Here is a 12,207-nt window from a genome sequence, read left to right on the forward strand (position 1 = left end):
GGGAGGGCCACGGGTGGCACCGCTGACACCCGCCTATTCGGCGAATGGCTCGATCATCACAGATGCGGCGCGCAGCCATGCCTGTTTTGTCTCCGGCTGGAGCACTCCGTATTCGATCGATGACCCGACTTCGAGCGCCGGGTCATAGGGCACGACCGCCACGGCACGCGTACGTGTAGCGAAGTGCTTCGCCAGATCGTCCAGCAACGGCAGCTTCCCGGGAGACGGGCAGGAGATCAGCGTCACCGCGTTGGCGACGAGCTCCTCCATCCCGGTCTCGTTCAGCACGTCGAGCATCCAGTCGGCGGTGAACGCGGCATCCTCGCGGGGCACCGTCGTCACCACGAGCTGGTCGGCGCTCTGCATCACGGTCTGCCAGTTGACGCTCTCGACGTTGTTACCGGTGTCGACACAGATCACGTCATGTGTACGCCGCAGCAGGTCCATCACCCGCCGCACCGTGCTCTGATCCAGGCGCTGCGCGAACCGGGGATTCTCCTCGCCCGCCAGCACGTCGTAGGACCCGTCCGAGGCGTGCCGCAGATAGCCGTCGAAGAACTGCATCAGGTCGTTGCCGTGCATGTTCTCGATCTCGATCAGGTCACCGACCAGATGCCGGATCGTCCGCGCATGCCGCGCACTGCCGGCGCGCAACCCGAGGGTCCCCCGCAGCTCGTTGTCGTCCCAGGCGAGCACACCCCGCCCCCGGACACTGCCGATGGTCGCCGCGGCGAGCACGGTCGCGGTGGTCTTGTGCACGCCGCCCTTGGGATTCGCGAACGCCAGCACGCGCGGCTTGCCGAGCTTGCGCCGCAGCACGGACACCGCCCGGTCCTGCGGGTCCGACCGGGTCTGCCGCCACTCGATGCGCGCCGGAGCCGGCGAGGTCGGGTTCGGCGCGGCCGGTGCCTGCTGGGGCATCTGCGGGGCCGGCATCGGGGGCTGAGGCCGCTGCGCCGGGGCCACCGGCGACTGGCCCGGCGGGCTCAGCAACGGCTGACCGGACGGGCTCTGCAACGGCTGGCCGGGCGGGCTCAGCAACGGCTGCGGAGGCGGAGCCAGTAACGGCTGCGCCTGCAGCGGCGGCAACGCCGCAAACCCTTGCGGCCCCTGGCCCTGCAACGACGACGATGCCTGCGAAGACGATGGGCCCTGCAACGACGGGGCCTGCGATGACGGGGGCTGCAACGACGGGGGCTGCATGACCGAGGCCGAGCCGACCGAAGCGGCACCCCGCGGCGGGGTCACCTCATCGGGACGGCCCATCGGCGGCGGTGGCACCGAGCGGGTCGCCGGGTTGAAAAAGCTGTGCGGCTCGATCTCCGGCCGCGCCTGGAACCCCTCACCGATCCGCGACTGCCTGCGCGCGTCGAGCGGATTGGCCGACGGACGCGCCTCGCCCCACTCCTGCCCGCGCTCAGGCAAACCGCCCCTGTCGGGCATAGTGCCCCGCTCAGGCATAGCGGTCCGCTCAGACAAAACGCCACGATCCGACAAAGCGCCGCGCTCGGGCAAGCCACCCCGCTCGGGCAGCCCACCCCGCTCGGGCAAGCCACCACGCTCGGGCAGCGCGCCGTGGTCGGCCAGACCGCCACGGTCCGGCATCAGGGGAGGCAGCGGCTGCCTGTCGCCGCGACGTTCCGGAGAAAGCCCCTGGCCCATCGGCTGACCCGGGCTCTGACCCAGCGACTCGGAAGCCCCCAGCCGCTCCCCGAGACTCGCGCGGCCGGGCCGGCGATCCAGTGGATTGACCGGCGGAAGCGGCGGCGGGCTGTACTGCTGAGGCTGCTCGCGGACCCGGGGGTCCAGCGGGTTGAACGGCCGTCCGGGGCGGTTGGGCAGGGGCTGGGCGGCCTGACGGCGTGCCTCGGCCTCCTGCTCCTGCTCTTCCTCGCGGGTTTCCTGGTCGGTTCGCGCGCCATGGCGAGCCCGGTCGAGCAGCGCCCGCCAACGCGGGGCTGGTTCCGCAGGCCGGCCCCAGCCGGTCTCGGTCCCGTCCACGGCTCGACCTCCCCAACCCCAGTTCGACGCTTGTCGATCTTGTCTCGTTCAGCGGGTCCCCGTCGCCCTGCAACAGGCTACGGACGTCAACCCTATTCGGGCCACACCTACGGACGGCAATTACGCGCGCTGTTGATCACCTGTCGGCACAACGCGCCCGCACGTGCATCAGCCCGTCGCAAAGGCTCGGTCGCCGGCACAGCGGTGTGCCGACGGAAGTCCTAACGCCCGGAGGCTCCCCGGGATGCTCCTGAACTCGCGGACTGCTGGTCAGGGGCGGGGCCGGCGGGCGACGCGGAGGTAACGGCAGCGCTCTCCTCCGGTGCCGCGGCAGAAGGGTCGGCCCCCGTGCCGGGACCGTCCGGTGAGGGCGATGTCACACGTGCCCCGGTCGATGAGGGTAGTGGCGCCGGGCTTCGCGGGGCAACAGCCGTTGAGCGTGAAGCTACCGGTCCGGATGGCTCGTCGTCATCGGGCACCGTCGTTGTCTGTTCGGGCAGGACCGGCCGGAATTCCGTCCGGTCGAGCTGCCTGACCTCGGGCGCCGGGTCGACGACCCGGACCTCGGCCCGGCCGGCGATGCGGTCCAGCACCGCGGGCCCGGCACGCACCACGGCGGCGAAGACACAGGCACAGTGCGCGCGGAACGCCGCGGCCTCGGCGGCGGCGATCTGAGCGGCATTGTCGTACGCCTGCCGCACCCGTAGCTCGTTCGCACCGTCGCCCTCGAGCTCGCCGCTGAGCTTGCGATAGTCGGCCTGCTCCTGGTCACGGGCGAGCGCGGCGTTGAGCATCCCGGCGACCACGTCCTGCGGCATCCGGTAGACGGGGATCTTCACGACCTGGGTACGCACCCCGGGCAGCGGCGCCCGCGCGTACACCTGCGCCACCGCGGAGTCGCCGAGCACACCGAGCAGCTTGTCGGGCCCCAGATAGCCGGTGAGGCTCACCAGCGCCCAGGTGTCCCCGGCGGACGGCGGGCCGGCCGACGGGAACATCGCACCGAGCTCGCCGCGGCTCGACCGCAGGTAGCCGGAGACGGACTGACCGTCGACGACCCCGACCCGGACCACGTCACCGACGGGGCTCTCCATCTCGGGCCCGCGGTCGGTGATCATGACGACGGTGACCAGGAGCGCGGCCGACGCGGCGAGGGCAAGCCCGGTCATCAGGCGCAGCCGCAGCGGCCCGGCACCGGCACGGCCGCGTGCCAGCGGTGGTGGCATCATGCGGTCCCCGGGCCACATGGAGCTTCCCCCTCAGCTTCCTCGCCGGATTCAGCGAGCCGCGTCAGCGGCGGCTGGACGCCGGCTGCGTCGTCAGCTCGCGTCGCTGAGCACGTCGAGCGCGTACTTCAGGTCGTCAGGGTAGTCGCTGACGAACCGCACCTCGTCCTGCGTCCGCGGGTGCAGGAACGCCAGCTCCTTGGCGTGCAGCCACTGCCGGCCGAGGTGCAGCCGGGCGGCGAGCGTCGGGTCCGCACCATACGTGAGATCGCCCACGCACGGGTGCCGCATGGCGGAAAAATGAACCCGGATCTGATGGGTACGCCCGGTCTCCAGCTTCACGTCGATCAGGCTCGCCGACCGGAACGCCTCGAGCGTGTCGTAGTGCGTCACGCTGGGCTTTCCGTCCGACATGACCGCGAACTTGTAGTCGGCGGTCGGGTGCCGGTCGATAGGCGCGTCGATCGTCCCGCGCAGCGGGTCGAGATGCCCCTGAACGATCGCGTGGTAGCGCTTGTCGACCTCACGCTCCTTGAATGCCCGCTTCAGGGCGCTGTATGCCATTTCGCTCTTGGCAACAACCATCAGCCCGGTGGTGCCGACGTCGAGACGGTGCACGACGCCCTGCCGGTCGTCCGCGCCGCTGGTGGCGACGTTCTGCCCCATCGCTGCCAGGCCACCGATCACGGTCGGCCCGGTCCACCCCGGGCTGGGGTGCGCGGCGACGCCGACGGGCTTGTCGACCACCACGATGTCGTCGTCGCTGTAAATGATCTTCATACCGTGCACGGGCTCGGGCTTCACCACCACCGCGGTGACCGGCGCCGGGAGCGTGACCTCGAGCCACGCTCCCGCCGAGACCTTGTCGGACTTGGGCCGCGGGTAGCCGTCGACCAGCGCGTCGCCGGCCTCGACCAGGGACGCGGCCGCGGTGCGGGACAGGCCGAACAGCCGCGACACGGCCTGGTCGAGACGCATGCCGTCCAAACCGTCCGGTACGGGCAGCGAACGCGCACTCATGATTCTGATTCCTGCTTCTTGTTCTTGGGGGCGGGCCGGGACCCGTCACGCTGGCGCCCGGTGAGCTCCAGCAACACGGCGAGCACAACCCCGACACTCAGACACGCGTCGGCGATGTTGAAAACGGCAAAATATTTCGCGTACGGCCCGAAGAGGCTGATCATGTCGACCACGTGACCCTGGAACACCCCGGGAGCCCGGAACAACCGGTCGCCGAGGTTACCGAGCGCGCCGCCGAGCACGAGCCCGAGCGCGAGCGCCCACGGCACCGAGCGCAGCCGGGTGCCCATCCAGCCGATCCAGCCGATGACGAGCAACGTAACCAGCGGGAACACCCAGGTGTACCCACTGCCCAGGCTGAACGCCGCACCACTGTTACGCAGCAGCGACAGATACACGAGGCCGCCGAGGATCCGGACCGGCTCGCCCTCGGTCAGCCCCTCCGTGGACAGGTGCTTGACGAGCTGGTCGACCAGGACGGCGACCAGCGCGGTGATGCCGAGAACAGCAACGGCCCGGCCCGAGAACAGGGGCCGGGTCTTCTCCTCCCCCGCGGCTTCTTCGCGCACGGGAGCCTCGTCGGCGTTCAGCGTCGTTCCTCCAACTGCTTACAGGACACACAGCGGGTCGCGACGGGGAAAGCCGCCAGCCGCTCAACAGGGATGGCGTTACCGCACCGCTCGCACCAACCGTAGTTGCCCTCACCGAGCCGCTCGATGGCGCGTTCCACCTGTGTGACCCGCTCCAGCAGATTGTTCGCCAGAGTGATCTCCTGCTCACGCTCGAGCGTCTTGGTACCGGTATCCGCCTGATCGTCACCCGCGGAGTCCTCGAGCCGCTCCCGCTGCATCACGGTGAGCTCGGTCAGCGACTGGTCGTACTCCGCCTGCAACTCGTCCCGGCGCTCGGTCAGCGCCTGCCGGATCTGCTCGGTCTCCTCCGCGCTGCGGGACCGTTCGGGTGCAGCCTTCCCGGGTGCCTTGGCCATTGGTCACTCCCCTGGGCCGCGCCGGGGCGCGGCAAACTCGGCGGTCTTGAGGTCTGTCTCCTGCGGCTACGTGGTCGCGGTCCCCACCGCCCCCGCAAGCTGTCCGGCCGCGCCCCCACGCGATCCGCGCACACCCCACGTGCACAAACGGCGCAGCGATCGTCCGCCGCGCACTCCAGAGGCTGGCAAGGATACGGAACGTGAAGACCACCGACAACACGGCACACCGCCCACCGCCGCACCCAACCCCAACAAATCCCCCCACCCCACCGTCAAATTCCCGACCCGCCCCACCCAACGACTCGCCCTGACCGATCACTCGGCCCCGGCCGGTCGCCCACCCCGACCGGTCGCCCACCCCGACCAGCCACTCACCCCGACCAGCCACTCACCCCGACCAGCCACTCACCCCGACCAGCCACTCCGACCGGCACCCACTCCGGCCCGACCAGCCGCTAATCAACCCGGCCGCACCCCGCCACCCATCCCACCCGGCCATCGCCCTGCCCGGCCACTCACCCTCGCCACCCAGGCCGCCTGCACTTAGGTTGTGTGCAATTAAGTTGTGCACAACTTAATTGCACACAACCTAAAGCGCCGCTCAGCCGGCGCAGGCGCGGTCTCAACGCCGCGGCTGAGTAGGACGTCCAGGAAAACCGCGACCTGAACCCCCTGAGCACGCGGGCGTAGGCTTTTCGGGATGCGGATCGGCGAGCTGTCCAGACGCACGGGCGTGAGTCCCCGCTCGTTGCGGTACTACGAGGAGCAGGGCCTGCTGGGCAGTTCACGCTCCGAAGCCGGCCAGCGGCACTACTCCGAAGCCGAGATCGAGCGCGTGACCCTGATCCGGCAGCTGTTCGACGCCGGCATGTCCAGCCGGGTGATCGCGTCGGTGCTCCCGTGTGTGGAGACCCCGAGCGACCCCGGCGTGACCGAGTCGGCGTTCGTGACGATGACGCGTGAGCGCGACCGGATCGACGCCGACATAGCCCACCTGGTCGAGACCCGGGAGGCGCTCAACGTGCTGATCGGGATCAATCGCCGGCACTGGGCGGAGCTGGCGAAGGCCCCGGTGCCGTCGGCCTGATGCTGTGAGCCGCGCCTCAGCCGGTTGCCCTTTACATCGGTGTCAGCAATGAGGATGGCCGCAGTGCCCGGAACGACCGGGCCGGTCACCCGGAAGGCGGCAAGAGATGGCGCAGGCATGGGGTTTCGGCAGGTACGGCGGGCCTGAGGTGCAGGAGTTCTTCGATCGCCCCGATCCGATCCCCGGTCGTGGGGAGGTGCTGATCCGCGTCGACGTGGCCGGCGTGAATCCCCTCGACTACATGGTGCGCTCGGGTCTGGTTCCAGGGCTCGACGGCGGGCGGCCGTTTCCCCTGGTGCTGGGCATGGAGGCGGCGGGGACCGTTATCGCCCTGGGCGAGGGCGTCGACGGGCTCGAGGTGGGTGACGCGGTCTTCGGCTTCGCGCTCACCGGTGGTGGCACCTATGCCGGGACGACGGTGCTGTCCGCGGCGCACACCGCTCGCATCCCGGTGGGCCTGTCCGCGACCGTGGCGGCAACGCTGCCGGTGGCCGGGACCACCGCGGTGGACGCGCTCGACCAGCTCGGCCTGCCGGCCGGGGCCACGGTCCTGGTCAACGGGGTCGGGGGCGGGGTCGGCCTCCTGGTCGCCCGGCTGGCCGCGGAGCGTGAGCTGCGGGTGATCGGCACCGGGAGTGCCGCCAAGCGCGAGCCCGCCGAGACCGTCGGGGTGCGGTTCATCGACTACACCGCCGGGGACGTCGTCGCCGCGGCACGCGAGCTGGTTCCGGACGGCTTCGACGGGATCGTCGATCTGGTCGGCGGCACCTCCCTGCGGGCGGTCGCCCCGCTGGCCAAGGATCCCCGCAACGTCATCGCCGTGGGTGACATGTCCGTGCCCGAGATCGGTGGGCGGTTCGTCGAGCGCCGGCTGGACCGCGAGAACCTGGAACGGGCCGCCTGGCTGGCCCTCGACGGAGTCCTCACCCCCGTGATCACCGCGGTCCATCCGCTCTCCGACGCTCCGGCCGCCCTCGCCACCGTCGAGAACGGTCACGCTCCGGGCAAGGTCATCATCAAGGTGGCCTGAGTACGGTCAGCTGTGGTCGGCGCCGTCCTCGCCGAACCAGCGGGCGAGGCGGCCGCGCCGGCTGACGGCGCGCAGCCTGCGTTCGGCGATGTCCCGGACGTCGTTGGTGGCGACGATCAGGATGCTGTCGCCCGTACGAAGCCGCGTGTCCGGACCTGGCACGAAGCCCGCGCCGTCCCGCACGACCAGGGTGACCGAGGCGCCGACCGGCAGACGCAACTCGTCGATGTGGACGCCGGCCAGCCGTGACCCCGGTGCGACGTCGATCTGCAGCAGGTCGGCGTGCATGCGTTCGAGCGGGGCGGCCTCGACGTGCACCTCGGCGGCCTCGGCGGGGGCGGTGATGCCCAGCCGGCGGGCGACCGGGGCCAGCGTGCCCGCCTGGACCAGGGTGAAGATGATCACGAGAACGAAGACGGCGTTGAACAGGCCGCTGGCCCCGGGGGTGGCGCTGGAGAGGGGGATGGTGGCCAGCACGATCGGTACGGCACCCCGCAGCCCGGCCCATGACAGGAACGCCTGCCCGCGCCAGCCGAGGCCGCGGTCGGCGCGTACGGCGAGGGCGGAGATCCAGACCGAGAGGGGGCGGGCCAGCAGCACCAGGACGACGCCGACGATCAGGGCGGGGCCGACCGCGGACGCCAGTTCGCCCGGGGACACCAGCAGGCCGAGCAGCACGAACAGGCCGATCTGCGCGACCCAGGCGAGGCCGTCCGCGAAGCCGAGGATCGCCCGGCGGTGCGGGAGGCGGCCGTTGCCCAGGACCACGCCCGCCGCGTAGACGGCGAGGAATCCGGAGGCGTGCAGGACAGCGCCCACGGCGTAGGCGAGGACTGTCAGCCCGACGGCGGCGATCGGGTACAGCCCCGCGGACGGTAACGCCGCGTGCTTCAGCAGCCAGCGTCCTGCTGCACCGACGGCGAGGCCTATCGCGGCGCCGGCGCTCAGCTCGTACGAGACGATGAGCAGCTCGTACCACCAAGGGTGACCGGTCGTGGTGGTGGCCGACAGCAGGACGACCAGCAGGACCACCGGGGCGTCGTTCATGCCGGACTCGGCCTCGAGCGTCGCGACCAGCCTGGGTGGCAGCCGCAGGCGGCGCAGCGTCGCGAAGACGGCAGCGGCGTCGGTCGAGGAGAGCACCGCGCCGTAGAGCAGGGCGAGCCGCCAGTCGAGCCCGAGCAGGAAATGCACGACGGCGCCGACAACAGCGACGCTGACCGCCACCCCGAGCGTCGACAGGGTCGCGGAAAGTCCCAGCACCGGCCGCAGGGTGGTCCAGCGGGCGGTCAGCCCACCCTCGGCGATGATCATGATCAGGGCGCAGAAGCCGAGGGTACGCGTGAGCTCGGCATCGTCGAACCGGATACCGAGCCCGGACTCCCCGATCACCATGCCGATCAGCAGGTAGACGAGCAGACTGGGCAACCCGAGCCGGGTGGACAGCCGCACCGCACCGACGGCGACCAGCAGCACGCCCGCGCCGAGCAGCAGGGCGAGGTCGAGCCCACCGCTCACGAGGAGCCGTCTCGCAGCCCGGCAACCACCCGGTCGACGTCCCCGGTCACCGTGAAAACCTTGTCCCGGCTGGTCGCACCGATCTTCAGCGTCACCGCGGCGGCCTTCACCCCCAGCGCGTCGGCCAATGCCCGCCGCACGGCTTCGGTGGCCTTCCCATCGACCGCGGGAGCCCCGACCGCCACGATCAGGGCGGGCCCGTGCGGCCCTTCATAAAGCCCACCCACATGAGTACGCCCCGAGCCCGGCCGCACCCGCACAGCGACCGAAACCCCGGACCGGCTCAGCCGCGTTTCGTCTCCCCGACCAGCACGATCGAGGGCCGGGTGACGCGGTGCCTGCTCAGCGGACCGGGACCGACCGGCGGATCGAGCCTGGCGGGCTGGTTCAGTGCGGGATGGACTGCCGGCGGGATTGCGGGTGGAACTACCGAGGGAATCGCCGGTGGAGGGAGGGGAGTCGGGGGTCTCGGGGCGGGAGGGGCGCCTCTTGGCCATGACCCATTGTCCCGATCTTCGATTTCACGGCGCAGCGGGGCCGACCCACAACGGTGGGTTATCGGCCCCGCGAACACAGCGTCAGGAAGATGCCCCGACACTCAGTAACCGTCACCGGACAGCTGGTGACACCGGGTGCATCAGGGGCGGGCGGCGGCAGCGACCAGGTGGTCCACCGGACGGCAGATGCCGCACGGGCTGAAGCCGAGTTCGACCGCTTCGCCGACCGGCAGTGCCTCAGTGGCCTTGCCGGTCACGAACGGGCAGTCGGCCAGGTGGTAGCGGGGGCGCCCGTCGACGACCAGCACCTCCGCATCGAGCCGGGCCACCCGCACCGCGTCTGCGGGGCGTACGGCCTGGGGCAGCGGCTCGTCGTCCGGGTCCTCCGGATCCGGGTCGCCGAACTCACCCGACGCCACCGCACCCGGCTCCCGCACGCCCTCAGCTCCCGCCGGAGACGCACCCGCCTCGCCGGCCTCAGCCGCCGCGGACGTGGTCGAGCCCTCCGCTGGAGCAGCCTCCCCACCCGCAACCGAGCCACCCGCAACCGAGCCGCCAGCAGCCGAGCCGGCCGCAGCCGCATCCCCCGAGCCCGAGCCCGAGGAACCCAAGCCCGCGGTCGAGGTCGAAGAACCCAAGCCCGAGGTTGCAGCAGAAGCCGAGCCCGAGGTCGAAGAACCCGAGGTCGAGCTCGAAGTGAAAGCCGAGCCCTCCTCGTCCAGCGCGGACCCGTGAGCCGGTTTCGAGGTGCTGGATGAGGAGGTGCTGGATGAGGCCGTGCCCGCCGGTGGGGAGTCTGCGGGATCGTCGCGCCGCCAGGAGTCGTCGTCCTGGGTGCGGGCGCCGCCGATGACCGAGGCCGCCTGGTCGTAGTCCGGGGAGTCCGTGGCCCTGCGCCCGGCGCGGGTCGCGTCCGTGCCCGAGTACGGGGTGCGATCCGCGTCGGCTTCCTCGTCCGCACCGGGCTCGGCCGGCGGTTCGTCGCGGACCGGGTCCGGCTCGTGCAGTCCTGACCCGTGAGTGCCGGCCCCCTGTGTGCCGACCCCCTGTGTGCCGGCCCCGAGGGTGCCGGACTCGCGAGAGCGGGACTCCTGGGAGCCGGACTCACGGGAGCCGGACTCGGAGGTGGCGGGCTCGTCGTGGAGGGCCTCGTCGGGGTGTACCCGCTGGGTGAGGTCCTCCTGGGGCCGGGTGGTGCCGGTCAGGTTCGTCTCGGCGTCGCGCTGACCCGCGGCGTAGGCGATGGCCTGGTCCGGTTCGTTGCGGTCGGGAAAAGCTGAGTCCGGGGGGCCGCCACGGAAGGTTTCGGTCCGGGTGGAGGCCGTGGCGCCGGCGTAGGCGGGCTCGGGGTGGCGGTCGGCGAGGAGGGGCTCGCCGGGTGCCGGGCGGCCGCGCGCGGTGTTCTGGCGGGCGCCGATGACCAGGGCGACCGCGGCCAGGAGACTGGCCACGATCGAGCTGATCAGCAGGCTGCTCGAACCGGCGGTGAGGCCGAGGACGAGCAGGGTTACGGCGACGAGGATGAGTAGGAGGCTCGCATAGATCATGACTCATCCCCGCCGCAGTGGAGGAACAGGTGAACGCAGCCGAGAGGGGTGATACCGGGCCTCAGCGGCCCGTCTCGATCGAGTTGGCGCGGCTGCCGCCGTACGAGCCGGCGAGGCCCGCGGCGGCGAGGCCACCTGAACCACCGACGGCGCGCTGGGCGTCGGCACGGGAGAGTTCGGTCTCCAGTCCCTGGCCACGGCCGTCGAGGTCACGCAGCTGGCTCTCGAGGTAAGCCTTCAGGCGCGTGCGGTACTCGCGCTCGAACTGCTTGAGCTCCTCGATGTGCTTCTGCAGGGCAGAGCGCTTCGCGTCCAGGCCGCCCATGGCTTCCTGATGACGCTGGCGCGCGTCCCGCTCGAGGGCGTCGGCCTTGGCCCGCGCCTCCCGGGTGACCTCTTCCGCCTTGGAACGGGCGTCGGAGAGAAGCTTGTCGGCCTCGCGGCGCGCGTCGGAGACGTGGTCGTCCGCGGTGCGCTGGGCCATCATGAGGACGCGCAGTGCCTGCTGCTCGCCGTCACCGCCCGTGGAGGAAGGGGCGCTTGCGGCCGGGCCCTGCGCGCGGACCTGCTCGAGCTCAGCCTGCATCTGGCGGGCTGCCTGCTCGGCGGCGGACTTGTCGCGCTGGACACGGTCGAGCTGCGACTTCATGTCGTTGAGCTCGGCAGCCATGCGGGGGTCGGCGCTCGGGCCGGCTGGTGCGCCACCCCGTCCGCCACGCTCCACCTGGGCACGCAGCTCGTTGTTCTCCTCGATCAGACGGGCGAGCTCGCGCTCCACCTCGTCCAGGAAAGCGTCGACCTCCTCCTCGTCATACCCCCGCTTGCCGATGGGGGGTTTCTTGAAGGCGACGTTGTGCACGTCGGCCGGGGTCAGCGGCATCGAAACTCCTCGGGTCAGTTGCGGCCGCGTGGGGCGGAGCCGATCGGGTCGTCCTCGGTCAGGAGACCGACCTGATCAGCTGCGCTAACACGAAGTTCAAAAGCACGAACAGGATAACCAGCAGGACCAGGGACGCCAGGTCCAAACTCACGGTACCAATTCGAAGCGGTGGGATCACACGCCTCAACGCCTTGAGGGGTGGATCAGTGACGCTCCACACCGACTCCAGTGCCGCCGAGGCTCCGCGTCCCGGCTGCCAGCGGCGCCCGTACTGCAGCACCGCACCCAGCACGAACCGGGCCAGCAGCGTCAGGAAGAAGACGTAGACCAAGAGATAGATGATCTGCAACACGATCGACAGCACTTCAGGCGGGTCCCTCGTTAGGGGTCAACTCTGCTCGTTCGGGGCACCC

Annotated in this window: 12 protein-coding genes; 2 read left to right on the forward strand and 10 right to left on the reverse strand. The window is 71.0% G+C overall.

Going from position 1 to position 12,207, the window contains the following annotated elements; translation table 11 throughout:
• Positions 1–33: 33 nt before the first annotated feature.
• The 5 genes from Ahu01nite_RS50105 to Ahu01nite_RS02360 all read right to left on the reverse strand — a co-directional run bounded on the left by Ahu01nite_RS50105 (position 34) and on the right by Ahu01nite_RS02360 (position 5,235).
• Positions 34–1,461 (reverse strand): MinD/ParA family ATP-binding protein, encoded by a 1,428-nt coding sequence (locus Ahu01nite_RS50105; RefSeq protein WP_438874751.1) that lies wholly within the window; start codon positions 1,459–1,461, stop codon positions 34–36.
• Positions 1,462–2,222: 761 nt separating this feature from the next.
• Complete coding sequence (locus tag Ahu01nite_RS02345; protein WP_239158565.1) at positions 2,223–3,227, reverse strand: hypothetical protein; 1,005 nt, start codon at positions 3,225–3,227, stop codon at positions 2,223–2,225.
• A 93-nt stretch (positions 3,228–3,320) separates the two neighbouring features.
• A complete protein-coding gene (locus tag Ahu01nite_RS02350) occupies positions 3,321–4,247 on the reverse strand; it encodes an RluA family pseudouridine synthase (RefSeq protein WP_203834675.1) in 927 nt (308 codons plus the stop codon).
• Positions 4,244–4,816, reverse strand: coding sequence for a signal peptidase II (lspA, locus tag Ahu01nite_RS02355; RefSeq protein ID WP_239158566.1), 573 nt, complete (start codon positions 4,814–4,816; stop codon positions 4,244–4,246). The genes Ahu01nite_RS02350 and lspA overlap by 4 nt, the downstream gene beginning before the upstream one ends.
• A gap of 17 nt (positions 4,817–4,833) precedes the next feature.
• Complete coding sequence (locus Ahu01nite_RS02360; protein WP_203834676.1) at positions 4,834–5,235, reverse strand: TraR/DksA family transcriptional regulator; 402 nt, start codon at positions 5,233–5,235, stop codon at positions 4,834–4,836.
• A 700-nt stretch (positions 5,236–5,935) separates the two neighbouring features.
• Here Ahu01nite_RS02360 and Ahu01nite_RS02365 point away from each other — a divergent pair.
• Together Ahu01nite_RS02365 and Ahu01nite_RS02370 are read left to right on the forward strand one after the other, a co-directional pair.
• Complete coding sequence (locus Ahu01nite_RS02365) at positions 5,936–6,322, forward strand: MerR family transcriptional regulator (RefSeq protein WP_203834677.1); 387 nt, start codon at positions 5,936–5,938, stop codon at positions 6,320–6,322.
• Between the two features lie 106 nt (positions 6,323–6,428).
• A complete protein-coding gene (locus Ahu01nite_RS02370; RefSeq protein WP_203834678.1) occupies positions 6,429–7,352 on the forward strand; it encodes an NADP-dependent oxidoreductase in 924 nt (307 codons plus the stop codon).
• A gap of 6 nt (positions 7,353–7,358) precedes the next feature.
• Here Ahu01nite_RS02370 and Ahu01nite_RS02375 read toward each other — a convergent pair whose 3' ends face one another.
• The 5 genes from Ahu01nite_RS02375 to Ahu01nite_RS02395 form a co-directional block, all read right to left on the reverse strand.
• Positions 7,359–8,870, reverse strand: coding sequence for a potassium/proton antiporter (locus Ahu01nite_RS02375; protein ID WP_203834679.1), 1,512 nt, complete (start codon positions 8,868–8,870; stop codon positions 7,359–7,361).
• Positions 8,867–9,157: a DUF167 domain-containing protein gene (locus Ahu01nite_RS02380; protein ID WP_203834704.1), complete on the reverse strand. Its 291-nt coding sequence runs from the start codon at positions 9,155–9,157 to the stop codon at positions 8,867–8,869. The genes Ahu01nite_RS02375 and Ahu01nite_RS02380 overlap by 4 nt, the downstream gene beginning before the upstream one ends.
• 350 nt (positions 9,158–9,507) lie before the next feature.
• Positions 9,508–10,914: a hypothetical protein gene (locus tag Ahu01nite_RS51990; RefSeq protein ID WP_203834706.1), complete on the reverse strand. Its 1,407-nt coding sequence runs from the start codon at positions 10,912–10,914 to the stop codon at positions 9,508–9,510.
• A 61-nt stretch (positions 10,915–10,975) separates the two neighbouring features.
• A complete protein-coding gene (locus tag Ahu01nite_RS02390) occupies positions 10,976–11,794 on the reverse strand; it encodes a DivIVA domain-containing protein (RefSeq protein ID WP_203834680.1) in 819 nt (272 codons plus the stop codon).
• Positions 11,795–11,852: 58 nt separating this feature from the next.
• Positions 11,853–12,158 (reverse strand): YggT family protein, encoded by a 306-nt coding sequence (locus Ahu01nite_RS02395; protein ID WP_203834681.1) that lies wholly within the window; start codon positions 12,156–12,158, stop codon positions 11,853–11,855.
• Positions 12,159–12,207 lie beyond the last annotated feature (49 nt).

Source organism: Winogradskya humida (genome assembly GCF_016862215.1).
GTDB lineage: Bacteria > Actinomycetota > Actinomycetes > Mycobacteriales > Micromonosporaceae > Actinoplanes > Actinoplanes humidus.

Coding starts and splice junctions, on each gene's coding strand:
- Ahu01nite_RS50105 (WP_438874751.1), bottom strand. CDS start 1,461: ATGCCTGAGCGGGGCACTATGCCCGACAGGGGCGGTTTGCCTGAGCGC.
- Ahu01nite_RS02345 (WP_239158565.1), bottom strand. CDS start 3,227: ATGCCACCACCGCTGGCACGCGGCCGTGCCGGTGCCGGGCCGCTGCGG.
- Ahu01nite_RS02350 (WP_203834675.1), bottom strand. CDS start 4,247: ATGAGTGCGCGTTCGCTGCCCGTACCGGACGGTTTGGACGGCATGCGT.
- Ahu01nite_RS02360 (WP_203834676.1), bottom strand. CDS start 5,235: ATGGCCAAGGCACCCGGGAAGGCTGCACCCGAACGGTCCCGCAGCGCG.
- Ahu01nite_RS02365 (WP_203834677.1), top strand. CDS start 5,936: ATGCGGATCGGCGAGCTGTCCAGACGCACGGGCGTGAGTCCCCGCTCG.
- Ahu01nite_RS02370 (WP_203834678.1), top strand. CDS start 6,429: ATGGCGCAGGCATGGGGTTTCGGCAGGTACGGCGGGCCTGAGGTGCAG.
- Ahu01nite_RS51990 (WP_203834706.1), bottom strand. CDS start 10,914: ATGATCTATGCGAGCCTCCTACTCATCCTCGTCGCCGTAACCCTGCTC.
- Ahu01nite_RS02390 (WP_203834680.1), bottom strand. CDS start 11,794: ATGCCGCTGACCCCGGCCGACGTGCACAACGTCGCCTTCAAGAAACCC.